The sequence below is a fragment of the Hymenobacter profundi genome, from assembly GCF_019334315.1.
Taxonomy (GTDB): domain Bacteria; phylum Bacteroidota; class Bacteroidia; order Cytophagales; family Hymenobacteraceae; genus Hymenobacter; species Hymenobacter profundi.
Genome location: NZ_JAHWGL010000039.1, coordinates 13,809 through 38,626 on the forward strand (window position 1 = coordinate 13,809; position 24,818 = coordinate 38,626).

Sequence of the window (24,818 nt, forward strand, 5' to 3'; positions counted from 1 at the left end):
TCAGAACGTCTAAATCAGACAAATAAGTGCCCTGTATTCGCCAGCATTTATATTCCCGAGGGTAGGGGCTGAAATTGTCGCTGTTGCTACGTAATCTGCCGGCACTTTCTACGCAATGATGCTATATCAATACAAAAATTTAGCCTGAAATGCAAAGAAGCCTTTCCTGAAACAGGAAAGGCTTCTTTCTTAAGTCACTGCGTAAGCAGGTAGCTGGTATACTTAGTACTTGTAGATACGGTCGCCCTGGTGGCGACGGAATTCTTCTTCAAAGTATTTAGCGTCTTCTTCGTTACGGGGTTTTACGCCCATTACGATGCCGCCATCTTTTACATCTTGCTCGTACTCAGCGGCATGCTCTTCGGGAATGCCCGAGCCTACCAGTGCGCCTACTAGACCACCTGTTAGACCACCGGCACCGGCACCAGCCAATGCAGCGGCAATCGGACCAGCAATTACTAAGCCCAAGCCAGGCAGTGCTACCGAAGTGCCAATGGCAGCAATAGCACCAATTACAGCACCAGCAGTACCACCAATGGCCGAGCCTACACCAGCACCTTCCATGGCCTTATCGCCCAGATCAGTTTCGGGGGTATTCTCGCCGAAATGCGTTTTGCGCGTTTCGTCTGACATCAGCAGGTTTACATCGTCTTTGGTATAGCCACGCGACGACAGTGAGTTGTAAGCACGCTCGGCGCTGTCACGGTCACGGAAGGTAGAGGTCAACATGCTGCTGCTGCTACCGCTGCTGCCTGAGCGATAAGGTTCGCCCGTTACTGCGTGTGCTGCTTCATCAGCTGTATTCTGTATGCCATCAATCCCACGGCCTACTGCTGCTCCTACCGAGCCGGCCATTGCACCACCTTTAGCGGTAGCGCTGTAATCGTCGCCATCAACGCCAGAGTTTGCGCCAGTGCCAGCGTTGTAGCTAGTGCCTTCGTTGCTTGTGCTAGAGCTATTGCCTACGCCAGTACCAGTGTTGGTAGTACCATAGTTAGCGCCTGCACCTGTACCTGTGTTCTGTGGGTTGTTACGATCGTTCGTGTTCATCGGGAAAGAGTCTTAAGGTTAAATAGAAAGGTGTATCCCGGACCAGCGCACGTACAACATGCGGAAGTCTCGAAATACACCTTCCTTAACGAGGGCTGCACTATAGGGTTACACCTAGCTGTACAGTTGCCCGTATCTTGTACTCTTACCTCTTTCGGTTGTATCTATTGGAGAAAGACGATTAGAGAAACTGGCTGTAATTTTCGTCGTTTTGCCAGAAGTCTCGGCATTCGCTACGGAGCGATTTTACAAAGTCCTGGTCCTGTTTCAACTGCCTCCATTCGCCCATACCTAACCGCTCGCACATCTTGAAAAAGTTGTCACCCTGCCCCTTGGCTCCTTTTATTTTCACCAAGCAGCTCAGCAGCGGACGATTCGCATGAAATTCGGATTCGGATATTTCGGCGAGAATTTCAACCAAACGCGACTTTTCGTGGGTGATGTCCAGGTTCAGCCCCAGTTCGGCTTCTTGAATAAGATTCAAAAAGCTGGTAGTGCCAACTTGCTGGCGAGCGAAGCGAATAAGATGCGTACGGACGCGATTAATCATGTGGGAAAAGCAGGGGTGGAACAAATATTCCCGGGGTGTAGGGACAGAATAGCGGGGAAGGGAGCTAAAATTATGCCGTTCCCTGTAGCTACTTAAACAGACATCCGCCGACGAGCTATTTCCTTTTGAATCAATAAGAACTCGCGGCTGCTTTGCCCAGCAATGGCGGTGTTTTCATCAGCACGACGGAGGAGGTAGGGCATCACGGCGGCTACCGGACCGTAGGGCACGTATTTGGCCGTGTTGTAGCCCGCATGTGCTAGGTTGTACGTAAGATTATCGCTCATGCCGTAGAGCTGGGCAAACCAAACGCGGGTATCGTTGGGCGCAATGCGGCGAGCTTGCATCAGCTCCGTGAGCAGGAGGGAGCTGGCTTCGTTGTGGGTACCGGCACACAGGCTGATGCGGTCGATGTGGTCGACGCAGTAGCGGAGAGCATCATCGTAGAGCTGGTCGGTGGCCGTTTTGGTAGGGTTGATGGGGTTGGCATAGCCACGCTGGGCAGCCGTACGGCCTTCTTTTTCCATGTAAGCACCCCGTACCAGCTTGCCACCCAGGTAGTAGCCTTCGGCTTTTGCAGTAGCGTAGGCTTGTTGTAGTGCTTCCAGCCGGTCGTGGCGGTAGAGCTGGTAGGTGTTCCAGACGATAGCCGACTCGCGGTTGTACTTCGCCATCATCTCATACGTCAGCGCATCAATGGTATCCTGAAACCAACTCTCTTCCGCATCAATGAATACGCGCACTCCGTGGCGATGCGCCAGGCTACAAATGGCATCAACGCGGGCGTGGGCACGCTCGTAGCTGGCCTGCTCGGCGGGCGTGAGGGGCTTACCGGCCTGCTTCTTCTCCAGAATGGCGCTATGGGCTACCCCCGTCACTTTAAAAACCGAAAACGGGATGTGCTTGGAGCGGTGTGCCAACTCAATGGTTGCCAGCAGCTCGTCGCGGGTACGGTCAAAGCTACGGTCGTCGCCTTCGCCCTCCACCGAGTAGTCGAGAATGGTGCCGATGTTGTAGCGGCCCAGTTCCTCAATCACCGGCTTGCATTCCTGAATGGTTTCGCCCCCACAAAACTGCGCGAAGATGCTGTGTTTCACCAAGAACTTGACGCCGGGGATATACCACCGCAGGGCCGTTTTCATCAGCGAGCCGCCCGCTTTCACGGTGGCCGGACTATTCATGGCCGCAAATAGGGCGTAAGTCTTGCGCAGGTCCGCATCCGACTTGGCGGCAAAGGCAACAGCAGTGTCCTCGAATGAAACGGGTGGAGCTTGGGTAACAGGCATAAGAAGGCGAATCGGGAGTAAAACAGCGAAAAGGCCATTTTCGCAGGGCGAAGATACCTTTTTTAACACCGTTTCTTCCACCATAGTTGCACCTGCTTAGGGGCGTCTTGGCCAGCCGCTGCTAGTGCTATTGGGTAGGGTAGGAAACGGTATTTCCCGCCACAGACGAGACCGGCCGTTTGCGGGCAAACAGGTGCCCCCGGCCCTCAGCGTCTGTATCGCGCAGGTAGAGGTGGTTGCCTACAACCGTATAGAACTGGTGCGCCCGGTAGCCGTGGTACACAATCAGTTGCTTGCGGTGGCTGCGGCGGCGCAGGGTAAACTGCGCGGCGCCAGTCATAGAGTTGTCTTGGTAGAAACGGGCCCGGCCACGCCGGTCAAATTCTACGGCGCTGGTATGGCCTACCAGGGCAGGTGTCAGCTTCAGAGAGTCTGTAGGCAGGGTAGTTTCCACCCATTCCCAGCGGCCTACCAATTGGTCTTCCACACCCGCCACCGAATCTCGGCTACAACCTGTTGTGAATAAGCTGCCCACACAAAGAAGCACAGCGCCACCTTTTTGGTATAGAACATTCATAGATAGATACTTAAATAACGTAGTAAAAGCCCCGCACTAGTATGATTCGATAAAGCCGCGAAAGGTTGCAGCAAATCACGCTATTTTTACCGAAGTCCTTGCGGATTCTGTGCAAAAAATCTACCAGAAAATTCAATAGCCGTGGCTGCTTCTCTTTCCATTGGACCTAATTCGTTGCCCGAGCTGGCTACCCTGCTGGCTCGCCCTGCCATGGGGCAGGTAGTTGTAGTGACGGACGACAATACGCAACGCCTGTGCTATCCCATTCTGCGCCCCTACCTGCCCGAAGAACATAGCGTAGTGATGCTGCCGGCAGGGGAGGAGTTCAAGACGCTTAGTAGCTGCGAGTTGGTGTGGAACGAACTTACGACGCAACGCGCCGACCGGTTTGCCGTGGTCGTGAACCTGGGGGGCGGTGTGGTTACGGATTTGGGCGGCTTCAGCGCGGCGCTCTACAAGCGCGGCGTTCGGTTTGTGCAGGTGCCTACTACCCTGCTGGCGCAGGTAGATGCCAGCGTAGGGGGCAAGACGGGCGTTGACTATCAGGGATTTAAAAACCACATTGGCGTATTTCAGGAGCCGGCGGGTGTGTTCATCGATCCGCAGTTCCTGCAAACGCTCGACCCGCGGCAGTTGAAATCGGGTTACGCGGAAATTGTGAAGCACTGGCTGATTGCCGATGCCGATGCCTTTGCCGCTGGTCGTTACACGGGCCTGTTTGTGGAGGACTGGACGCCGGTTATCCGGGCTTCGGTGGCTACCAAGGAGGCCATTGTGGCGCAAGACCCGCTGGAAAGCGGGCTGCGCAAGATTCTGAACTTCGGCCATACGGTAGGGCATGCTCTGGAAAGCTACCTGCTCACGCAGCCCGGCCGCGAGATTCTGCACGGCGAGGCCGTGGCCACGGGTATGGTCTGCGAAAGCTGGCTATCAGTTCAGAAAGGCCTCCTCAGCCCCGAGGAACTGGATAAGATTGAAACGTTCTTGTTCTCGATTTACGAGAAGGTGCCGTTCGTGACATTAGAGACGGAGGCCATTGCTGACTATGCCCGTCAGGACAAGAAAAACGCCGGGACCACCATCAATTGCACACTGCTAGAAGCCATTGGCCGCGCCGTATACGACCAGCCCATTACGATGCAGGATGTAACTGATTCGCTCCGTTATTATCAGAAAATAGCCCAATAGCTACAAGGTTTGCTTCCTGTGCTGAAGCGTTAACACAAAGCACAAAAGTGTAACTGCCAACCCTATTCGACCTTTCACACCTAATCTGCACATCCTTTGTCTACTACCCTCACCTGGTCGGGCCAGCCCCTGAGTGGCACGGCGCAGCTGCCGGCTTCCAAAAGCGAAAGTAATCGTGCCCTTATCATTCGGGCGCTGGCAGGCGGCGGCCAGCTCGACAACCTATCCGATGCCAACGATACGCAGCTGATGCAGCGCCTGCTGGCCAACCCCGCGGCCACTGAGTTTGACGCGGAAGATGCCGGTACGGTGATGCGCTTCCTGACCGCCTACCTCGCCGCGACCGATAGCCACGGCCTGCTCACGGGCACCGCCCGGATGCAGGAACGGCCCATTAAGGTGCTGGTAGACGCGCTGCGCGAATTAGGAGCCACCATCAGCTATGAAAACCAGGAGGGCTATCCACCGCTTCGCCTAGAAGGATGGCAAACGACTACCACTAACGAAGAAGAAATACCGGAGCTGGCTGTGCGCGGCGACATCAGCAGCCAATACATTTCGGCTTTGCTGATGATTGCGCCTACACTCCCGCACGGTCTGCTCTTGCGCCTGACCGGCAAGGTAGGTTCGCGGCCTTACATCCGGATGACCCAGGCGTTGATGCAGCACTTCGGGGCCGACTGCCGCGACTTGGGGAGCGTGCTGCAAGTGCGCCCACAGGCATACCAACCTGCCGACTACACCATTGAAAGCGACTGGTCGGCGGCGAGCTACTGGTATGCCATGGTAGCCTTGGGGCCGCAGGGCTCGGAAGTTACATTGCCGGGCTTGCGGGAATATTCCTTGCAGGGCGATCAGGCTATTGTGGGCATTATGGCGCAGTTGGGCGTTGCTACCGAGTACGTAGCCGATGGCGTACGCCTCACCCAGATTCCGCCGGCAACGGCGGCCACACAGGACTTCACCGACTGCCCCGACTTGGCTCAAACTGTAGCCGTAGTGGCCGCTGCCCTAGACGTACCGTTCGACATGACGGGTCTGGAAAGCCTACGCATCAAAGAAACCGACCGCATTGCCGCGCTGCAAACCGAGCTAGCGAAGTTTGGCGGGGCGCTGACGGATGTAGGCGACGGTCGGTTCCGGGTGTCCTCCACCGATTTTAAGGTAGGGGGCCAGTCGGTGGCTACCTACCACGACCACCGTATGGCCATGGCATTTGCCCCGCTAGCCATGCGCGGAGCCCTTACAGTAGAAGCGCCGCAAGTGGTGCGCAAGTCTTACCCCCAGTTCTGGGTCGAGTTGCAAAAAGCGGGTTTCGAGGTGCAGTAGAGACGCATATTTGCGTCTTGTCGTTGAACAATCGGGTGGCAAATGTTCAACGATGAGACGCAAACATGCGTTCCTACTGTTTAGGCGGCCCTGATGTCGTGTTAACCTTACCTCAACCTCAGCAACGACGAGACACAAGATGTTGTGTCTCTACCCCAGGGTGAGTTACTTGTACAGCACCTGCGAGGAGGCCTCGTTGCCATTGCGCATCACTGTGCGGATGGCGCTTTGTACTTGTTCGGGGTCGGCGTTTTTGAGTAGGTAGCCGTGGGCACCCTCAGCGCGTAAGCTCTCAATCAGGTCCGGCTCGTCGTGCATTGAGATGATGATAACGCGCACGTGCGGGTATTGGGCGCGTAGCAGGCGGGTGGTCTGGAGGCCGTCGAGGTTGGGCATTTGCAGGTCCATCAGGACCACATCAGGCACCAGGCCTTGATCGAAATGCTCTAGTAGCTCCTCCCCGTCACCAGCTTCAAACAGCACCTCCATCCCCGCAAAACCGCTGAGCAGCGCGTGTAGACCTTTCCGAAATAATATATGATCATCGACCACCGCCAGGCGAATAGGGGTGTTGCTCATAGGTGGTGACAGGAATAACAGGATCGGAAGCAAGATACTCAAGGGGTAGGGAAATCCAAACCCTGCTGCCCATGCCCGGTGACGATTCATGTTGCAACATACCTCGCAATACGGCTACCCGGCTGCGTAGGTTGGTGAAACCCAGTCCTATACGCGCCCCCACGGCCGGCTGAGCCTCTACCAGCGCCGGATCGAAGCCCACGCCGTTATCAATATATTGGATAGAAAGCGAGTCGGGGCCGAAGTTGACGGTGATGTCGATGTTGGCGGCCTGAGCGTGGCGCAGGCCGTTGCCGAGCAGTTCCTGCACCACGCGGTAGATAATCAGCTCTTGTTGGGCCGAGAGGCGGCGCGGCTGCCCGTGCTGGGTAATCACCACCCGGGTAGGGCCATCGGCAGGTACGGTGCGGGCCAGGGCTTCGAGGGCAAAGGGTAGGCCGAACTTTTGCAGGGTAGCGGGCAGCAGGTTGCGTGAAATGCGGCGTACTTCACCAATCACTTGGTCCAGCAAATCGGTGGCGTCGCGGGTGAGGTCGGGGCGGGACAGGGCGTTCAGGTGCATCTTCACGATGGCCAGGGTAGTGCCTACCCCATCGTGCAGTTCACCCGCAATGCGGCGGCGCTCCTCTTCCTGGGCCAGCAGGGCTGCTTCCAGCGCCTGCTGCTGGGCAGTATCTTCCACGGCACGCATCTGCTCCTGCTGCCGAAACAGCCGCCGCTGATAGCGAATTACAAAGACGATGATGCCACCCGAAAGCAGCATCAGCAACGGCGTAATCAGAACCAGAGGGAGTAACGATTCGGGCATAGCAACACTGAAAGGCGGCTATAGGCCCGACGGGCTGTGCCTGCTACGAAGATATGTATTTTCCCGGCGCGCTGGTACTATGGTGCGGCTGCGTTACTTGGCCGGAATGCTGCGCGGCCGCCAGCGCCACCGCAACCACTCGGGCAGCGCCTGCCGGGGTGGCCGATCCAGCGGAAACCGGGCAAACATCAGCGCCTGAAACATAGCCGCTACCCCAGCCGAGAGGATGAACGGAATCATATTGAGGAACAGAAAGTCGAAAGCTTTGTACTGCTCTAAATATGAGTTGATGATGGCTACTATTAGCGGCACTGAGTAGAAAACAATGACACTGATAGAAAGCAAAAAGTCGGGCCGTTTCTCGATAACGGGTACGTGTTCCTCAGTCAGAATTAGAATATAATATAGAGCATAAGTAAGTACCATCAGATTGCCGAAAGTACGCGCGTATATATTCACGCCTTTCATAAACCCATGCCAGAAAACAGCATCGCCGAATGCAATGCCCAGGAATAAAATATAGCCTATCTGCACAACTCGCCGAAAAGTTGGCTTCGGAACGAGACGATAATAAACTTGTGATAGAAAGCTTATTTCTAAGATCGAAGTGAGGTGAAAGCAGAAAATATTATTGTGTAGGTATAGCCGTCCGTAACGTCCTAAATACCAGATTCCTAATAGGCCGAGTGTATAGGAAAAGACAGGGCGAAAGGCATAGGGTATATGACGCAAGCGGGGTAGAGCCGTAGCGAAAGGCACTAAGGCAAATGCCTCGGCCCCCAAGGCCATTGCGTATAACAAAGCATCCCACCAAGGCATAGCAGCAATCTAATGCACTAGCGGACTGTCGTCCGAGCAATGATCTGGGCAGGTAGTTCCATTGTCCAGCACCGGGCTATCCACCGAACCATCTTCACATTTGCTTACATCCAGCAGGTCGTTGCCGTGCTTATCGACGGCTACTAGCACCACGCGGCGGCGGTTGGTGGTGGTAGGGTCGGTATCGTCGATGCCCTGGTAGATGCGGATGCCCACGCAACGCTTGCCCCAGCGCTTCATGAGCTTTTTGATGGCTTTGCGGCCGAAAAAGGTAGCGTAGGTAGGCTCCTGGGCTACACCGTCTTCGTCAAACTCGGGGTGTTCTTGCTGATACTTCTTGGTCCATTTGGCGGCCGTATCCAACGGGATAGGGCTACCTACTGAAGAACTATAGGGAGAGGAAGCATTGGACATGGTGAAGCGGCAAACTAGGTGTGGTAGACAGAACGTTCTTCAAATATACACGTCTTCCTATGTCTGCCAAGCAAGTGCACAGGTAGCTGCTCTGCTTGCTCGCGCTGCTAGTCCTCGTCTACTTCATCATCCTCTTCGTCCAGGTTCTCAAACACCTGATCGATAGTTGATTCAATGCCGCGTAGCTTCTGCTTGCACAAGCGAATCAGTTCGGCGGAGCGTTGTACCTGGGCCGTGAGGTCGTCCACGTCTACGCTGTCGGTTTCGAGCGTGCGCAGGATGGTTTCCAGTTCCTCAATAGCTTGGCGATAGGTCTGGTCAGACACGGTTGAATAATTAAGAATTAGGAATTAAAAATTGGGGAAGGAATAGTGTGGGCGGTCATTCCTTTGGGTGGTGAGTGGCGCGCGGGGCCGTAAGACGGGCATACCACTCAGCGGAGGGTAGGCGCAGCAGTACAGCTGTGCCCGCGCTCAGCTCCTCGGGCAACAAGGGCGCGCCCGAAGGTCGCAGCAACTCCACCGCATTGGGTAGGGTAGAGGGGGCTACCTCTTCCGCGCCGGCAGCGGCCACGCGGTAGGCCGTGGCCTGAGTTAGGCGTAGCTCGGCGCGGTGTAGCAGCCGCTCGGAGGCTAGTTGCACGTGGTAGCGGTGGTGCACCAGTTGCTCCGAGCGCCGACGGTGTAGGCGCCGGAAGCGTCGAGCGAGGCGGTAGCCCAGCATCCGGAGCCGTAGCTGCTGCCCCGCCAGGGCGCGTGCTGTGGCACGGGGTAGGCGCTGGCGCACCCGGGCCAGCGCACGGTGTTGCTGGCGCAGCTCGGTGCGAGCAATGGTAGCGGCTTGGCGAGTGCGCTGCTGCAAGTTGGTGCGGTGCTGGCGAAGCTGCTGCTGCGCCGTGTCGCGAATGGTGAAGGCGTGGCGGCGCAAGTGGCGCTCCTGGTCGCGAACCTGCTCCTGGGCTAGCTCCCGGATGCGGCCAGCGTAGCCGCTCAGCACCGCATCGAGGCGAGCCAGGCGCTCAATTAGGAAGACGGCCGTGGCGGTAGGGGTTTTCAGGCTGAGGTGGGCCGTGAGGTCGAGCACGGCTTCGTCGCGCTCGTGCCCGATGCCGGTGAGCACGGGTAGGGGAAAGCTGCCCACGGCCGCCGCTAGCCCGAAATCATCAAAAGCCAGCAAATCGGTTTTGGAACCGCCGCCACGGATAATCACCACCACATCAAACTGTTGGCGTTGGGGACGCACGGCATCTAGCGCCGCCCGAATACTAGCAGGCGCCTCCTGGCCCTGCATCGAAGCAGCAAACAGCGTTACCTCGAATGCATATGGCGCCTCGCGCAGTTGCTGCATAAAGTCCTGCAAGCCCGCTGCCGTGGGCGACGAAATAACGGCCAGCCGCTGCGGGGCCAGTGGTAGGGGCAGGCGCTGCTGACGCTCCAGCAAATCCTGTGCGGCTAGTTTTTGGATGGTTTCGCGGCGCTGGCGGGCCAAGTCGCCTACCGTGTAGCTGGGGTCGAGGGCTACCACATCCAGCGAAAGGCCGTACTGCTCGTGAAACTTCACCTGCACGCGCAGCATCACCTTGAGCCCTACCTGCAACTCCTGGCCGGTGTGCTCGGCAAAAACCGGCGCCAACTGCTGGTAGCGCTGGCTCCAGATGGTGGCGCGGGCCTGAGCCTTTAGCTCGGCGCCGCGGCCAGTGGTGTGCTGGTCGGTGAGCACGAGGTAGCAGTGGGCGCCGTCGTAGCGAGGGAGGGTAAGGTCGGCAATTTCGGCCACCACCCAGTACGATTCCGCAAACCGCTCGCTCAGGGCTTGGCGCACCCGCGTGAGCAACTCCCCTAAGGGAAGGGCTACCAGCGGCCGGCCAGCAGAAGCGGGCAAACCAGAGTCAGGACGACGGTTGTAGAGCGGTGGCATTCGTGCAAGATACGCAATTTGGACGGCGTCAGATAGCATGCAACGCTGGCTATAGGGTAGTGTCTTATGGAGAATAACTTGTATTTTGGGCGATGCACTACATTGTTCTTACTCGAACGATGGTAGGCCTACACTTCTTTCTGCTACTACCAAACCTGTTCTCTTTCGCATGAAAAATTATAATACCCTGACGCTGGCGACCCTGGCGGCAGCGGGCTTGCTTTCCGCCGGTTGTAATTCTTCCAAAACCACCACGGCCACTACGGCTACCGCTGACACGACTACGGCCAGCACCGCCACGGCCATGACAGCCGCCGCCGACGCACCCAAAGGCATAGGCATCGACGTGAATAACCTCGATAAATCGGCCAACCCCTGCGACGATTTCTACGAGTTTGCCTCTGGCAACTGGGTGAAAAACAACCCGATTCCGGATGCGGAGTCGCGCTGGGGCTCGTTCAACGAGTTGGCTAACAAGAACAACGCCACCACTCGCCAGATTTTGCAGGAGGCCGCCGCCAATACCACGGCCGCCAAGGGTAGCAACGCCCAGAAGGTAGGCGACTTCTACGCTTCGGGTATGGACTCGGTGGCCATCGACAAAGCCGGGTTGAAATATTTGCAGCCCGAGCTGAACAAGATTGCTGCCGTGAAGGACCAGAAAAGCCTGCAACTGGAAATTGCCCGCCAGCAGACGCTAGGTACCGGACCCTTGTTTCGGGCTGGGGTAGGGCAGGACCGCAAGAACAGCTCAGTGTACGCCGTGAACCTAAACCAGGGCGGCCTCACCATGCCCGACCGCGACTACTACCTCAAGGACGATGGCCGTTCCAAAACCGTGCGCAACGCCTACGTAAACTACCTCACCAACACCTTTAAACTGCTGGGCGACAGCGAGGCTACGGCCGCCAAAAACGCCCAAACGGTGCTGGCGCTGGAAACCAAGCTCGCCAAGGCCAGCAAGAGCCGCGTGGAGCTGCGCGACCCCTACGCCAACTACAATAAGATGCCGCTGGCGGAGTTTAACCAAAAATACCCTAACATCGCCCTACCCACCCTGCTCAAGCAAAATGGCCTGGGCGCGGCCCAGGAGGTAATTGTGGGTCAGCCGGCTTTCTTTCAGGAGGTAAATGGGCTGATGAAATCGACTCCGCTGGCCGATATGAAAACCTACCTGCGTTGGCAGTTGGTATCGTCGCTGACCTCGGCTTTGCCGAAAGCGTACGGCGACGAAGCCTTCCGCTACACGCAGGTGCTGAGTGGCGCCAAGCAGCAGCAGCCCCGCTGGAAGCGCATGGGTGCCGCCACTGATGGCACGCTGGGCGAAGCCTTTGGCCAGCTATATGTCGACAAAGCGTTTTCGCCCGAAGCCAAGGCCAAGGCCCTGGAAATGGTGAACAACCTGAAAGCGTCGTTTGCCGAGCACATTCAGCAGAACACCTGGATGAGCGCGCCTACCAAGGCCGAGGCCCTGAAAAAGCTGAACGCCTTCACCGTAAAAATCGGCTACCCCGATAAGTGGAAAGATTATTCTACCCTGAATATCTCGCGCGACTCCTACCTGAACAACGTGCTGGCCGCGCGCAAATGGAACTACGCCCGCAACGTGGAGAAATACGGCAAGCCCATCGACCGCACCGAATGGGGCATGACGCCGCCCACGGTGAATGCCTATTATAGCCCGTCGATGAACGAAATCGTGTTCCCGGCCGGCATCATGCAGCCTCCCTTCTTCGACCCAAAGGCCGATGACGCGGTGAATTACGGCGGCATGGGCGCCGTGATTGGACACGAAATGACCCACGGCTTCGACGACCAAGGCCGCCAATTCGACGCCGCCGGTAACTTGCGCGACTGGTGGACCAAGGAGGATGCGGAGAAGTTCACGCAGCGCGCTACTCTGGTAGGCAACCAATACTCGGCCTTCTCGCCGCTCGATTCGGTGTACGTGAACGGCAAGCTCACCATGGGCGAAAACCTGGCCGACCTGGGCGGGCTGAACCTGGCCTACACGGCCCTGCAAAAGCAGCTCGATAAGAAATATGGTAACAGCCCGCGCCCGCAATACGACGGCTTCTCGCCCGAGCAGCGCTTCTTCCTGGCCTGGGCGCAAATCTGGCGTTCCAACTCGCGCCCCGAGGCGCTGCGCCAGCAGGTACTCACCGATCCGCATTCGCCGGGTATGTTCCGCACGGTAGGGCCGCTGCAAAACATGCCGGAGTTCTACGAGGCGTTCGGGTGCAAGCAAGGTTCTAAAATGATGCGCGCCGAGAACGTGCGGGCTAAAATCTGGTAGGCGGAACGGTGACTAGTGTTTCGTGAAACCGTCCTGCTGAGCCTGTCGAAGCATCTCTACTGAGAGTACTTTCTAACGATTACAACGAAACGGTAGAAATGCTCCGACAAGCTCAGCAGGACGTGCTTTAAAAATGGAGAAGGCAGCCCACAGGCTGCCTTTTTTGCGTTGCGGGCACCAGATAGTACAAAACATCTGTTGGGTAGGAGCACAGGATTTCCTCCGTATCTTGCTTCTCCAATTCCCATTTTTTCTCCTTTTTCTACCACCTATGAAGAACCGAAATAGCCTGACGCTGGCCGTAGTGGCCGCTGCCGGGCTGACGCTGGCGGGCTGTAGCTCGTCGAAATCGACTACTACGGCCACTGATACGGCTGCCGCAACCACTACCCCTACCGCTACGGCTACCACCCAAGCCGATGCGCCCAAAGGAGTTGGCCTGAACGTGGCCAACATTGATCAATCAGCCAATCCTTGCGACAACTTCTTTCAGTTTGCCTCGGGTAGCTGGCTGAAGAACAACCCCATTCCGGATGCGGAGTCGCGCTGGGGCTCGTTCAACGAGTTGGCCGATAAGAACAACGCCGTGATGCGGCAGATTTTGGACGAAGCCGCCGCCAACACCACGGCCGCCAAGGGTAGCAACGCCCAGAAGGTAGGCGACTACTACGCCTCGGCCATGGACTCGGTGGCGATTGACAAGGCTGGCCTGAAATACTTGCAGCCCGAGCTGAATAAGATTGCCGCCGTGAAGGACATGAAGAGTTTGCAGGCTGAAATTGCCCGCGAGCAGACCATCGGCACCGGCGCATTCTATTACAGCGGGGTAGGGCAGGACGATAAAATCAGCTCGCAGTATGCCGTGAGCCTGTACCAAGGCGGCCTCTCCCTACCCGACCGCGACTACTACCTCAAGGACGACGCCCGTTCCAAGAGCATCCGCACGGCCTACGTTACCTACCTCACCAACACCTTTAAGCTGTTGGGCGACTCGCCGGCCGTAGCCGCGAAGAATGCCCAAACGGTGCTGGCCTTCGAAACCAAGTTGGCCCAGGCCAGCCGCACCCGCGTGGCCCTGCGCGACCCCTACGCCAACTACAACAAGATGACGCTGGCACAGGTGCAGCAGCAGTACCCCAACCTGAATGTGGCCGGCGCCCTCAAGCAAAACGGCCTGAGCGCGGCCCAGGAGGTGATTGTGGGTCAGCCCGATTTCTTCAAGGCCGAAAACGCCCTGCTGAAGTCGACCCCACTGGCCGATCTGAAAACCTACATGCGCTGGCACTTGGCAACTTCGCTGACCTCAGCCCTACCCAAGGCGTTTGGTGATGAGGCATTTGCTTTCTCGAAAGTGCTGAGCGGCGCCAAGCAGCAGCAGCCTCGTTGGAAGCGCATGCTGCGCGCCACCGACGGTGCCCTGGGCGAAGCCTTCGGCCAGCTGTACGTAGACAAAGCGTTTTCGCCCGAAGCCAAAGCCAAGGCCAAGCAGATGGTAGAAAACCTGCGCGCTGCCTTCGCCGAGCACATTCAGAACCTGGATTGGATGAGCGCTGCTACCAAAGAGCAGGCCCTCAAGAAGCTGAATGCTTTCAGCGTAAAAATCGGCTACCCCGACAAGTGGAAGGACTACTCGGCTCTGACCATCTCGCGTGAGTCGTACCTGAACAATGTGCTGGCCGCCCGCCAGTGGGCCTATAAGGACAACGTGGGTCACTACGGCAAGCCAATTGACCGCACGGAGTGGGGCATGACGCCGCCCACTGTGAATGCCTATTACAACCCGCCGATGAACGAAATCGTGTTCCCGGCCGGCATCATGCAGCCTCCCTTCTTCGATCCGAAGGCCGACGACGCGGTGAACTACGGCGGCATGGGCGCCGTGATTGGACACGAAATGACCCACGGCTTCGACGACCAGGGCCGCCAGTACGATTCCGAGGGCAACCTCAAAGACTGGTGGACCAAGGAAGACGCCGAGAAATTCACCCAGCGCGCCGACCTGGTAGATAAGCAGTACTCGGCCTTCTCGCCGCTGGACTCAGTGTTTGTAAACGGTAAGCTGACCATGGGTGAAAACCTGGCCGACATCGGTGGTCTGAACATCGCTTACACGGCCTTGCAAAAAGCCATTGCCGGCAAGAACGTACCCAACTATGACGGGTACACGCCTCAGCAGCGCTTCTTCTTAGCGTGGGCGCAGATCTGGCGTACCAACGCTCGCCCCGAGTACCTGCGCCAGCAGGTAATGACCGACCCGCACTCCCCGGCTCAGTTCCGCACCGAAGGACCGTTGCAAAACATGCCGCAGTTCTACGAGGCGTTCGGATGCAAGCAGGACGCCAAGATGGTTCGCGCCGAAAACGTGCGTGCCCGTATTTGGTAGTCGCACTCGTGCTGACACAAAAAGCCCTGACGCAGAAGCGTCAGGGCTTTTTTTATGGATGAAGTATGCGGTTCTGTGTTGGCAAAATACTCCTGTCATCCTGAGCTTGCGAAGGACCTTATGCCAGTTGAACGAGTCGTTGTTACGCTTGTCGTTCTTACGTGAGAAGGTCCTTCGCTCCGCTCAGGATGACAAGAAAAAAGCAAAAGGATGACAGCCCTACCCTCCTACCACCTCCATCTTCATATTCACATCCTTCTTCGGCCATTTGTACGCGTCAATCGGCTCGTCGGCAATTTTGTCCAGCACGTCCAGGCCTTCCACTACCTCCCCAAATACCGTATACTTACCGTCCAGCGAGGGTAGGCCGCCTTCGGTGGCGTAGGTCTGAATTTGGGCCGGGGTAAGCTTACGCCCCGCCAACGCCTTCGACTGGTTGGGGGCCCACTTCTTACCCTGCACGATGTAAAAATCAATGCCCGACGACAGTTGACCGGGGTTCTGCTCATCGTCGTAGCGGGCCATGGCTAGGGCGCCTTTTTTGTGGAAATGCTCGGGCCGCATTTCGGGGGGTAGGCGGTAGCGGTTGATGGCAATGGTGCGATTAGTAGAACGCCCGCCCTGAATGACCAGTCCTTTCTCTACCCGCTGAAACAGTGTTTCGTTGAACACGCCCTTGCGAATCAGCAGCAGAAAATTGGCTTTATGAATGGGCGTGTCGTCGTATAGGCGTAGGCGCATGGTGCCCAGGCGCGTGTGCAGCAATATTTCCGAGCCGGGATGCTCCTGAAGGTAGGGCGTGAGCAGCGCTACCACGTTGCTATCGGCCAGGGCCGTGAGGCTGGGGCCGGGCACGGGGGGCGGCGTAGCAGGCTGCTGGGCGATGGTGGCGGTTTCTGGTTGGTTTTGGTTGCAGGCCGGCAGCAGCCCCAGAAGCAGCGCAGCCAGCAGAAACGGACGGGTCATAGGAAGGGGAAGTTGTGAAAGGCGAAGTTGTGAAAATAAAAATTGCTGTTCTCACTACGCGGCCAATGGCCTTTCGCGCAGCAAGAACAGCAATTCACAAGTTCACAATTTTACAACTTCACCATTCTTACCAACCGCCGGTGCCCCAGTCGTCGCTGGCTTTCTTGGCTTTAACTTTGGTTTTGGTGGCGGGAGCGGCGGCAGGCTTCACTTTCACCTTCACTTTGTCGGGGGTAGGGGCCGCAGTCTTGGCGGGCGCAGCAGTGGCAGCTGGGGCAGTTTGGGGCTTCTCTTCCAGGTCGGCGGCGGCGGGTGTGCTCATCTCGGTGGCAGCGCCAATCTGATCGGGGCGAGCTACGGCTTTGGGTTTCTCCAGGGCCAGCAGGCGCTGCTGAGGCACTAGCTGGTTGTCTTTCCAAAGTTTCAAATCAGAAGCCAGCCGATCCTTTTCTTCCTTGGTCGGCTCGTGGGCCAACAGCTTATCTAGGTTGGGGCTGCCGGCATCTTTCCAGGCGGTATACCACATAGAGGCCACTAGGGTAGGCGCCTGCTTGAGGCGGTAGGCCACCTGTCCGCCCACAATGTCGTGGTAGGAGTCGGCGAAAGCGTCGGAGTAGGAGCGGCGGGTAGTACCGTACTTGTGCGAGTAGTTGTACTTGGTTTCAGGGGTGTACTTAAGGCTCACCTTTTCCTCCTCGTCGAAGGTAGCGCCCAGGAAGCCGTACGACTGCTGCACGGTCAGCCAAATAGCCGCCAGTGGGTCTTTCACGTACTTGGCCTCTTCGCTGTTGAGCTTGTACTTGGCAATGTGGCGCTCCGGCAGCTTCGACTCCCACAGGCTGTGCAGGCCGGTTTGGTTGGTCATCTGACCATCGTAGTTCTGCGTGGTGTGCAGTGGCACAAAAGCGTCGCCAATGTAGTGACCCAAATCCGACGACAGCTTCAGGATATTGGTGGTATCACCATCGCGGAACGCTTGGGTGAGCTGGTCCTTCAGATCGATAACCGTCCACGGCACGGTGCCATATTTGCGCAGGGTATCGGCCGAGTACTTGGCCACGGCTTTCTCCCAGGCTTTAGGCATGGCCCCAAACGGGTCGGTGCCGTAGTGGTCCATGTCGATGTAGTGCTTGGGAGCCTCAGTAGGGTCAATGTCGCGGCGCTCATCGGGAGCGGTGGAGAGCGTTACCAGGCGCGGCAGAAAGTGGTAGTAAAACGGCTGCATGGCTTTGGGCAGCGCGTATACCGAAATCTGAGCAATGGTGCGGTGACCCATAAAGCCCCAGCCCGGCGACAGGGTAGGCAGCAGCACCAACGCGGCAAGCAGCAGTGGAGTCAGGAGTTTTTTCATCTTTGAGAACAGAACAACACACGGTGGAAGTACCGCGAAGTTCGAAATTAAATACCTGAGCCTGACCACCGGAGCCCTAGTTTTTCCGCCGATTCCTGCCCTAGTCCTATTTTTTCGCCTACCCATCCTCATCCCGTGGAAATTTCCAAAAAGAAAAAGAGCTACCCACTCGATGGGCCCCTGCGCCACTACCTGCGCCAGTACGACCGCGCCACGGACCTGCCCATTTCCTACCTCGATCTGTTGCGCGTGAGCAACGCCTACCCCCTGCTTGACCGTCAGGGCCGCGACACGCTCTGGGAAACCGTGTACTACGAGCCCAGCGAGCTACAGGAGCTAACCCGCGGCCTGACGGAAATATACGCCCTGCTGAAAACCGATGGCGACCTGTCGTTCACTGAGCACCTGCTGGCCGACCGCATTGACTACTGCCGTTTCGGCAACAGCAACCCGTTTCGGGTGCGCGTGGTCAACCAGCTCAACGACAACTACGACTATTTCTACGTGAAGCGCGCCGACGCCTCCCGCGTGTACGGCCTGGAACTGGAGCATCTGCTCTCACCCAATAGCATGAACTATCTGGTACAAGGTGAAACGCTGATTGAGGAGCACATTGTGGGCATTCCCGGCGACGACTTCATTCGCACGCGGCTGCGCACGCCCCAGCTCAACCAGGTGCGGATTGCCAAAGAATTCGTGAAGTTCAACGAACGGTGCTTTGCCCGCTTGCTGGGCGATATGCGCGCCTACAACTACGTGATTGACGTGACGCCTGACTTCGAAGACGAGCAATACCGCGTGCGCGCCATCGACTTCGATCAGCAGAGCTACGAGGGTAGGAAAACCATGTACCTGCCACAATTTTTCAAAGACAACCGCCCTGTGGTGGAGCTATGCAGCCGCTGGCTGGAGCCCGATACCGTGCGCCAATACCAGGCTGAGGAACGCACCCTCATGGCCCGGCGCGTGCGCTCCGAGCGCTACCGCCTCCGCGACCTGATGGACTGCATGCGCCGCGCCGAGCTATCTACCCCCGACAAAATCGCACAGCTAAAGCAAGACCTCAACGCTCACCACGGCACCACGCAGTTCAGCCGCTGCCGCACCATGGGCGACGTGGTGCGGCTGAACCTGAAAATTATGCTGGTGCGCCCGCAGCGGTAGGCGTATCGGCCGTGCTACCTACCCAAGCCGATAACCAGTGCGAGTGAAATCTCAATACCCCCTGGGCCAAAACTGTTGGCCCAGTTGCGCAGCATGGGCGATGGGGTAGGGTAGCTAGTGCTATAGACTATTGGGTCATTGCTTAGGCGGGCACCGTAGCCTAGTGTGCCCATAAGGCCTACGTGGCCCGGCTGCCAGCGCAGCCCAGAGCGTAGGTGCAGTAGGGCATTTGGACGAATGCTGTACTCAGTGTGCTCCCCGTTCACGTCTAGCTCAATATTGTCGATGCGGCCCGAGCGGACCAGATTGGCACCGAAGAAGGGAGAGAACTTGCGCTCGGGGGAGAGGTAGTAGCGAGTACCAACTCCAATTTTGCCCCCGCTGATGCCCACTCCTAGGCCTACGTTCACATCCCAGTTCGGCTGGAGTAGGTGGCTGTATTCCAGGCCCCAGCCGTAAGGCGTGCCCCAGCCCAACACCACGCTCAGAGAGGATGTCCGATACGTGCTTTCCAAAGCGTACTCCTGTGGCTTGGCTGGTAATTGCGCTTCCGGAGCAATAGGTAGTTGTTGGGTTTGGCCGTAGGATGCTACGGAGCAAAGAGATACCAAGCCACCGATAGCGGCGATAGTAACTAATTTCATAAAAAGTGCTAATAAAAAACCTAGCGGTAGATTGTAAAACACTTCAATACTATGGAAAATACAGATAGATAAATAGCTGTCTGTGAACGGATAGAAAAAATAATCTGATTAACCTATTTTAATATAAGAGGTTCGCTAAAATGTGCAAAAACAGGCTGCCACTACATCGAGCAACAGCCTGTAAGCAATAATGCAGTGTGTGGGAAGCGCTACTTAGCCAAAGCCGTCTGTTTAGACGGATCGGCCTGGTAGAGCTTGAGAAGCTCCAGTAACTTTTCGTAGACTAGCGTGGCGGCTTGCTGGCGCAGCTGCTCGCCGTCGGTACCAGGAAATTCCTCTCGGTACTCGTGCGCGCGTCCCTCCAGCAGAATGGTCACGAAAACGGTACCGACGGGCTTGTCGGGGCTTTCGGAGGCGCCGGGGCCACACAGGCCTGTTACAGCTACGCATACTTCGGCTGGTAGCTTGCGGTGTAGGCCTTGGGCCATTTCGTTGGTGGTCTGCTGGCTTTCAGCCGAGTATGTCGTTAGCGTGCTTTTCTTGACTCCCAGCAGCTTCTGTTTGGCTTCTGCATGATACGTGACAACAGAACCTAGTAGTACTTCGCTCACACCTTGCACAGGTGCCAGCTGAGCGGCCACTAAACCGCACGTACAGCTTTCAGCCAGCGCCAGTGTCAGTTTGTGTTGCAGACACAGTTTAACCAGTGTTTCCAGATCTGGTTCCTTTGATTTTTTCATAACGTAAGCGATTGGCAGGACTAAATGGGCCCTTAGTTGATACGACCTGCCTCGTTGCTGGTTATGGAGGAGCTACGGCTCACTGCTTGATAAAAAGCAGGCCCAGCATTCCTAGCACATACAACACGAGCACCGCCCACGAGTCGAGCCCCAGACGCCCTACCTGCCGCCGCGAGCGAAACACCAGCCCCACGGCGTACACGCTGCTTAGCAAAATGCCCAGCCCGGTGAGGTACAGATCGGAGGCCTTTGCCTGCGGCAGCACCGCTTTGCCGGATACCAGCGCGGCCAGCAAAAACAACACAGGCAAAAAGGCATTGCCCCCAAAAATGTCGCTCACCACCAGCTCCGGCTTGCCCAGTTGCAGCGCCGCCAGCCCGGTCGATACTTCGGGTAGGGAAGTGGCCGCGGCCAGCACCGTGGCGCCAAAAAGCAAGCCGGTCATGCCCAGCTGGTCGGCCAGCTGCTCGCCGCTGACTTCCAGCACCCAGCCGGCCAGCAACGTAGCCAGAGCCGCCGCGCCAAATACCAGCGCTACGCGCTTGGTGCTACTATTGGTGAAGGGCTTCTGCTTTTGTTGCGTAGTGTCCGGAGTTTTGGGATGGCCGGTGGCAGCGGCTGGGGCGTGAGCCAGCCAGGGTAAGCCGTGCTCAGCCTTGCCAACAAGGAAAACACCGCCCATCCACAGCAGCACCAGCACCACCTCGGCCGGCGACACACGCCCGCCTAGCAAGGCTGCCGGTAGCTGCGTCCCCAGCACTACCGTCGTGAGTACTGCCACCACCAGCAACGCTTCCAATACGGGTTTCAGGGTGTGCACGCGGTACGTAAGTGGCTTGTCGTGGCCCTGGCCGAAAGCATCTAGTGCCACCAATACCAGCGTTTGTACGGCTATGCCACCCAGTAGATTGCCTACGGCCAGGGCTAATTGCCCACGCATGGCTGCACTTACGGTAATCACAAGCTCCGGAAGGTTGGTCACAATGGCTAGTAGCAGCAGGCCGCCTAGCGCGTCGCCCAGCTTCAGGCGCTGCGACAGTACATCGGTGGTATCGGAAAGGTAGGTGCCGGCCTGCCATACCACTATGGCAGCAACGGCAAATAGCGCTACCAGTAGCGCGGGCGAGAGGTGGGACATGAGATAAGCAGCATTTTAGCGATGATGGCAATAGTACGTAGTCTAGCTCAACCGGTATACTACCCACACAGAAAGGCGGGAAAGAATGCTGCATGCAGCATTCTTTCCCGCCTTTCTGTAACTTGCCCGCATTGTCTACTTCTTTATCAAATCAGTTTCTATGACCACGCAGGAAGAATTTGAAGCCGCTGCCCAACGCGCCCAGCAACTCCCCAGCAAGCCCTCCAACACGGTGCTGCTCCAGCTCTATGCACTCTACAAACAAGCCACCGAAGGCGACGTAACAGGCACCCGCCCCAGTGGCTTCGATTTCAAAGCCATTGCCAAATACGACGCCTGGGCCGGCCTCAGCGGCAAAAGCAAAGAGTCGGCCCGCCAGGAATACGTGGCGCTGGTCGACTCTTTGATGGCGAATTAGTGAGATGGTGAGTGATGAATAGAAAAATACGTTTGTCATCCTGAGCGCAGCGAAGGACCTTTTCACATGAGAACGAGTCGTTGTTACGAATATCGTTCACGCGTGAGAAGGTCCTTCGCTGCGCTCAGGATGACAGGCGTATTTTTCTATTCACCATCTCACTAGTTCACTGGCTTAGGAGCGGGAAGGTCGAAGGCTTTGGCGTCGTGCTCGAAGTGGCCTTTGTGGGAGCCGTCGCAGAAGGGTTTCTGGGCCGACAGGCCGCAGCGGCAGATGCTGATTCGCTCGCGGCCGCCTAGGCCGTAGGGGTTGCCTTGCGCGTCTACCAGCTCAAAATCGTTGCCCTCTACGCGCAACGAGCCATTGTTGAGAACCGTAAGTTTGGTTGCCATCTTGAAAAAGTAGGTTTGGTGAACCGTAAAGATACTCGTCGGGATGGCAACCGGCTGCGCTGGGGCGCTACGCTAGCTCCTTCCGCAGGATAAAATCATTCATCCAGTAGGGCCCAATCGGAATATCGTCCTCGCTGTGGCGCTGGTAGCCCAAGCGCTCATAGAACGACACCGCTGGGTTGTAGCGGTTTACGTTCAGTTCCAGAGTGTGCCCGCCAGCGGCGCGTACAGCATTTTCCACTTCTTCTACCAGCCGCTGCCCCAGGCCCTGCCCCTGATGCGAGGGTAGCACATAGATTTTGTGGAGCTTATACAGGTCCTCGCCCGTAAGCAAAGGCGAAAACGACGCGTAGCCGGCCGGGTGTCCTTCTACCAGCAGCAGCAAAAAGCTGTGTTGGTCGTCGGTCATTTGGCGGTGCAGGGAGGCGGGCGTGTAAATTACCCGGTACATGTAGTCGATCTGTTCCTTGGAAAGGATAAATCGGTAGGTAGGTTCCCAGGTAGCTTCGGCCAGCGTGATGATGGTAGGAATATCCGCCAGGGTGGCAGGCTGAACGGCAACGGCAACAGGTGAAGAGGCGGACATAGACTGCAAAAACGGCATTTTTCGCGGAAAAAGCGAACTTTACCTGAGCTCCATTACATCTTTGGGCCGGAAATTGTCGTTGGGAGGGTAGGGCCGGCTGGGGCTGGCCCGTCTGTACCAGCGGCTTCGGCCCGTTTTCTTACGAAAATGAAAAAACACGCTTTCTCCTTTTTACTGGCTGCGGCTAGCGCTTTGCTACCGCTTGCTCCTGCCACCGCGCAAACCACCACGTCCAACCACACGCAGTCGAAAGCCGAAACGGAATTGCGCAATTTCTCGGCCTGGGTGAACCAGCAGGTAGACAAAGCCGACGCCAGCGCCCGCCGCAACTGGCCTTCGTTGAAATCTAATTTTGACCGCCAGAGCCAGCGCCTCGACCGCGCCACCGACAGCCTCTCCACGCAGTCGAAGCGCGAGTATGCGCAGCAGAAGACGCGTTACCAAGAGTGGGCCGCCGAGCAGCAGCGCCTGGAGGCACAAGCTACACAGCCTACCACCGCGCAGCAAGCCCAGCGCCGCTTGCTGAACGAAGACGTGCAAATCAGCAAAGCCCGTGGCTCGGAAATGGTAGATTTGTACTCGCGCTTTATTGACGCCACTCGCGCCCAGCGTCGCCAATGGACCGACGCCGAATGGGCCGAAGCCAGCACTGTGCTGAGTGCCCTTAACGCCCGCTACAGCCAGGTGCGCAGCGAGATTGCCATGGAGGACCGCCTGCGCATCCGCTCTTGGCAGGGCGAGTTCCGGACCTTCGAAAAGGCCCGCAGCATGAAAGACATCGTGACGGACGATAAGTAGTCGGGTAGTCGAGTACAAGCGGCCCTGGCATGGTGCCGGATTTATTGGGTCCGGAGCCAAGTCAGGGCCGTTTCTTTGTCGTAGTCGTAGAAAAGCTGAATGGGTAGGTGCAAGCGCACCCGGTCGGCGAACCGCCGGCTGATGAGCTGGTTGGAAACATCCGGCGACAAGACGTAGGCAATGGCACACAGGCCGTTGAGGATGGCTTTGGGCAGCCACTCAAACTCCAGCCAGGGTAGGGCTTCGGCCCAGTCGCCGGTGGTAGCTGTCTTATCGTTATAAAGGCGCCGGATGGTCCGGATGGTTTGAAGCTGCAAAAAGGCTTCGGCTACCTGTATCACCTCCACGTTGGTAATATGGCCCGTCCAGACCACGTACAGCAGCTCATCCTGGACATGATAGTGAGCAGTGGCAATGAGCTGGCCGAGTACGTCGTGCACGGGGTAGCAGTCGGTGGAGAGTGGGTAAGCAATAGCCATAGCCATAACCAGCTAAAGAGTGGATAGAAAAGGAATAGGCAGTAACAGGTAAGTGTGATAAATCCTGAAGGCAGTGCGTGCAGGGTATAGGATGTGGCTCCTTATCAGCAGCAAAAAGAGAAAGCGGAGTAGTAGAACAATATACGGTTTTTGTTGCAGTATAAATAGTAGCCAACTACTGTGTACTGCTAGCAAAAGGCAGCCACATGGTTGCTGGCTTTCCGTTACTTTTGTGGTTCTCTTTTTTCTTCTGCTACCTGCTTTTTTACACTCATGCACATCGCCATCGTTGGCAATATCGGGGCCGGCAAAACCACGCTGGCCAACAAGTTGGCCCACCACTTCAACTGGGAAGTGTTTCTGGAGGACGTCGACGACAATCCCTACCTCAAGGATTTCTATGACGACATGCCACGCTGGGCTTTTCACCTCCAGGTCTACTTCCTGAACAGTCGCTTCCGGCAGGTGCAGCGCATCAAGAAGCTGCAACAGGCCGGCAAAGGCGTGATTCAGGACCGGACCATCTATGAAGATGCGCACATCTTCGCGGCCAACCTACACGAGTCGCGCCTGATGACGGAGCGCGACTACCAGAACTACTGCAATCTGTTCGAATCGATGATTAGCATGGTAGACGCGCCCGATCTGCTGCTCTATCTCAAAGCCGACCTACCCAAGCTCATCCAACAGATCGAGAAGCGCAACCGCGACTACGAGAACAACATCAAAATCGAATACCTCAAAAACCTCAACGAGCACTACGAAAAGTGGATCAGCGGCTACAAAAACGGCAAGCTGCTGGTCGTTGATGTCAACAACCTCGACTACGTGAACAATCCCGAGGACCTGGGCATCGTCATCGAGCGGATTAACAGCACGTTGTTTGGGCTGTTTTAGGAATGGTGAAGTGGTGAAATAAAAAGCCGGCTGTCATCCTGAGCTTGCG

Annotated in this window: 26 protein-coding genes; 8 read left to right on the forward strand and 18 right to left on the reverse strand. The window is 57.0% G+C overall.

All coding sequences use genetic code 11. From position 1 onward, the window contains the following. Positions 1 to 222: 222 nt before the first annotated feature. The 4 genes from KYK14_RS22460 to KYK14_RS10945 all read right to left on the reverse strand — a co-directional run bounded on the left by KYK14_RS22460 (position 223) and on the right by KYK14_RS10945 (position 3,463). The gene (locus KYK14_RS22460) at positions 223 to 1,050 is read right to left on the reverse strand and encodes a hypothetical protein (protein ID WP_343217087.1); all 828 of its coding nucleotides are present in this window, start codon (positions 1,048 to 1,050) and stop codon (positions 223 to 225) included. 181 nt (positions 1,051 to 1,231) lie between these two features. Beyond that, positions 1,232 to 1,600 carry a hypothetical protein gene (locus KYK14_RS10935; protein WP_185280954.1) on the reverse strand — a complete coding sequence of 123 codons (369 nt, stop codon included), beginning with the start codon at positions 1,598 to 1,600 and terminating at the stop codon, positions 1,232 to 1,234. A 92-nt stretch (positions 1,601 to 1,692) separates the two neighbouring features. Next, positions 1,693 to 2,886 (reverse strand): proline dehydrogenase family protein, encoded by a 1,194-nt coding sequence (locus KYK14_RS10940; protein ID WP_219158863.1) that lies wholly within the window; start codon positions 2,884 to 2,886, stop codon positions 1,693 to 1,695. Between the two features lie 127 nt (positions 2,887 to 3,013). Continuing rightward, positions 3,014 to 3,463, reverse strand: coding sequence for a hypothetical protein (locus KYK14_RS10945; RefSeq protein ID WP_219158864.1), 450 nt, complete (start codon positions 3,461 to 3,463; stop codon positions 3,014 to 3,016). Positions 3,464 to 3,604: 141 nt separating this feature from the next. Here KYK14_RS10945 and aroB point away from each other — a divergent pair, with 141 nt between their 5' ends. Next, entirely contained in the window at positions 3,605 to 4,651 is a 1,047-nt protein-coding gene (gene aroB / locus KYK14_RS10950) for a 3-dehydroquinate synthase (protein WP_219158865.1), read from the forward strand. Positions 4,652 to 4,747: 96 nt separating this feature from the next. Continuing rightward, positions 4,748 to 5,980: a 3-phosphoshikimate 1-carboxyvinyltransferase gene (locus KYK14_RS10955; RefSeq protein ID WP_246601795.1), complete on the forward strand. Its 1,233-nt coding sequence runs from the start codon at positions 4,748 to 4,750 to the stop codon at positions 5,978 to 5,980. A 165-nt stretch (positions 5,981 to 6,145) separates the two neighbouring features. Here KYK14_RS10955 and KYK14_RS10960 read toward each other — a convergent pair whose 3' ends face one another. From KYK14_RS10960 to xseA, 6 genes are all read right to left on the reverse strand, one after another. Next, a complete protein-coding gene (locus KYK14_RS10960) occupies positions 6,146 to 6,559 on the reverse strand; it encodes a response regulator (protein ID WP_185280950.1) in 414 nt (137 codons plus the stop codon). Continuing rightward, positions 6,522 to 7,367 (reverse strand): sensor histidine kinase, encoded by an 846-nt coding sequence (locus KYK14_RS10965; protein ID WP_185280949.1) that lies wholly within the window; start codon positions 7,365 to 7,367, stop codon positions 6,522 to 6,524. The genes KYK14_RS10960 and KYK14_RS10965 overlap by 38 nt, the downstream gene beginning before the upstream one ends. A 93-nt stretch (positions 7,368 to 7,460) precedes the next feature. Beyond that, positions 7,461 to 7,793, reverse strand: coding sequence for a hypothetical protein (locus tag KYK14_RS10970; RefSeq protein ID WP_219158866.1), 333 nt, complete (start codon positions 7,791 to 7,793; stop codon positions 7,461 to 7,463). Positions 7,794 to 8,195: 402 nt separating this feature from the next. Continuing rightward, the gene (locus KYK14_RS10975) at positions 8,196 to 8,600 is read right to left on the reverse strand and encodes a hypothetical protein (protein ID WP_219158867.1); all 405 of its coding nucleotides are present in this window, start codon (positions 8,598 to 8,600) and stop codon (positions 8,196 to 8,198) included. A gap of 107 nt (positions 8,601 to 8,707) precedes the next feature. Continuing rightward, positions 8,708 to 8,926, reverse strand: coding sequence for an exodeoxyribonuclease VII small subunit (xseB, locus tag KYK14_RS10980; protein ID WP_258048891.1), 219 nt, complete (start codon positions 8,924 to 8,926; stop codon positions 8,708 to 8,710). 55 nt (positions 8,927 to 8,981) lie between these two features. After that, entirely contained in the window at positions 8,982 to 10,517 is a 1,536-nt protein-coding gene (gene xseA / locus KYK14_RS10985; RefSeq protein ID WP_219158868.1) for an exodeoxyribonuclease VII large subunit, read from the reverse strand. A 169-nt stretch (positions 10,518 to 10,686) separates the two neighbouring features. On the opposite strand from xseA, the gene KYK14_RS10990 reads away from it, so the two are divergent. Continuing rightward, positions 10,687 to 12,813, forward strand: coding sequence for a M13 family metallopeptidase (locus KYK14_RS10990; protein WP_219158869.1), 2,127 nt, complete (start codon positions 10,687 to 10,689; stop codon positions 12,811 to 12,813). 271 nt (positions 12,814 to 13,084) lie between these two features. Beyond that, positions 13,085 to 15,196 carry a M13 family metallopeptidase gene (locus tag KYK14_RS10995; protein ID WP_219158870.1) on the forward strand — a complete coding sequence of 704 codons (2,112 nt, stop codon included), beginning with the start codon at positions 13,085 to 13,087 and terminating at the stop codon, positions 15,194 to 15,196. Between the two features lie 219 nt (positions 15,197 to 15,415). Here the strand turns inward: KYK14_RS10995 and KYK14_RS11000 are convergent, their stop codons facing one another. Both KYK14_RS11000 and KYK14_RS11005 read right to left on the reverse strand, forming a co-directional pair. Then, positions 15,416 to 16,162, reverse strand: a complete 747-nt coding sequence (locus tag KYK14_RS11000; protein WP_219158871.1) for a peptidylprolyl isomerase — start codon at positions 16,160 to 16,162, stop codon at positions 15,416 to 15,418. Positions 16,163 to 16,289: 127 nt separating this feature from the next. Further along, positions 16,290 to 17,513, reverse strand: a complete 1,224-nt coding sequence (locus tag KYK14_RS11005; protein ID WP_185280941.1) for a zinc dependent phospholipase C family protein — start codon at positions 17,511 to 17,513, stop codon at positions 16,290 to 16,292. 135 nt (positions 17,514 to 17,648) lie between these two features. On the opposite strand from KYK14_RS11005, the gene KYK14_RS11010 reads away from it, so the two are divergent. Next, a complete protein-coding gene (locus tag KYK14_RS11010) occupies positions 17,649 to 18,677 on the forward strand; it encodes a hypothetical protein (RefSeq protein WP_219158872.1) in 1,029 nt (342 codons plus the stop codon). A gap of 14 nt (positions 18,678 to 18,691) precedes the next feature. Here KYK14_RS11010 and KYK14_RS11015 read toward each other — a convergent pair whose 3' ends face one another. The 3 genes from KYK14_RS11015 to KYK14_RS11025 all read right to left on the reverse strand — a co-directional run bounded on the left by KYK14_RS11015 (position 18,692) and on the right by KYK14_RS11025 (position 21,199). Next, the gene (locus tag KYK14_RS11015) at positions 18,692 to 19,321 is read right to left on the reverse strand and encodes a hypothetical protein (protein WP_185280939.1); all 630 of its coding nucleotides are present in this window, start codon (positions 19,319 to 19,321) and stop codon (positions 18,692 to 18,694) included. A 209-nt stretch (positions 19,322 to 19,530) separates the two neighbouring features. After that, the gene (locus tag KYK14_RS11020) at positions 19,531 to 20,061 is read right to left on the reverse strand and encodes a CinA family protein (RefSeq protein ID WP_185280938.1); all 531 of its coding nucleotides are present in this window, start codon (positions 20,059 to 20,061) and stop codon (positions 19,531 to 19,533) included. A 79-nt stretch (positions 20,062 to 20,140) separates the two neighbouring features. Next, complete coding sequence (locus KYK14_RS11025; protein ID WP_219158873.1) at positions 20,141 to 21,199, reverse strand: sodium:calcium antiporter; 1,059 nt, start codon at positions 21,197 to 21,199, stop codon at positions 20,141 to 20,143. A gap of 160 nt (positions 21,200 to 21,359) precedes the next feature. On the opposite strand from KYK14_RS11025, the gene KYK14_RS11030 reads away from it, so the two are divergent. Then, positions 21,360 to 21,617: an acyl-CoA-binding protein gene (locus tag KYK14_RS11030; RefSeq protein ID WP_219158874.1), complete on the forward strand. Its 258-nt coding sequence runs from the start codon at positions 21,360 to 21,362 to the stop codon at positions 21,615 to 21,617. 161 nt (positions 21,618 to 21,778) lie between these two features. Here the strand turns inward: KYK14_RS11030 and KYK14_RS11035 are convergent, their stop codons facing one another. Together KYK14_RS11035 and KYK14_RS11040 are read right to left on the reverse strand one after the other, a co-directional pair. Beyond that, positions 21,779 to 22,009, reverse strand: coding sequence for a CDGSH iron-sulfur domain-containing protein (locus KYK14_RS11035; protein WP_185280935.1), 231 nt, complete (start codon positions 22,007 to 22,009; stop codon positions 21,779 to 21,781). 67 nt (positions 22,010 to 22,076) lie between these two features. Continuing rightward, positions 22,077 to 22,595 carry a GNAT family N-acetyltransferase gene (locus KYK14_RS11040; protein ID WP_219158875.1) on the reverse strand — a complete coding sequence of 173 codons (519 nt, stop codon included), beginning with the start codon at positions 22,593 to 22,595 and terminating at the stop codon, positions 22,077 to 22,079. Between the two features lie 147 nt (positions 22,596 to 22,742). Between KYK14_RS11040 and KYK14_RS11045 the strand changes: the two genes are divergently transcribed. Continuing rightward, positions 22,743 to 23,393, forward strand: coding sequence for a hypothetical protein (locus tag KYK14_RS11045; protein WP_208308655.1), 651 nt, complete (start codon positions 22,743 to 22,745; stop codon positions 23,391 to 23,393). 41 nt (positions 23,394 to 23,434) lie between these two features. Here KYK14_RS11045 and KYK14_RS11050 read toward each other — a convergent pair whose 3' ends face one another. Then, on the reverse strand, positions 23,435 to 23,872 hold the full coding sequence (locus tag KYK14_RS11050; protein WP_208308654.1) for a hypothetical protein: 438 nt from the start codon (positions 23,870 to 23,872) through the stop codon (positions 23,435 to 23,437). A 273-nt stretch (positions 23,873 to 24,145) separates the two neighbouring features. On the opposite strand from KYK14_RS11050, the gene KYK14_RS11055 reads away from it, so the two are divergent. Next, positions 24,146 to 24,769, forward strand: a complete 624-nt coding sequence (locus tag KYK14_RS11055) for a deoxynucleoside kinase (RefSeq protein WP_185280929.1) — start codon at positions 24,146 to 24,148, stop codon at positions 24,767 to 24,769. Positions 24,770 to 24,818 lie beyond the last annotated feature (49 nt).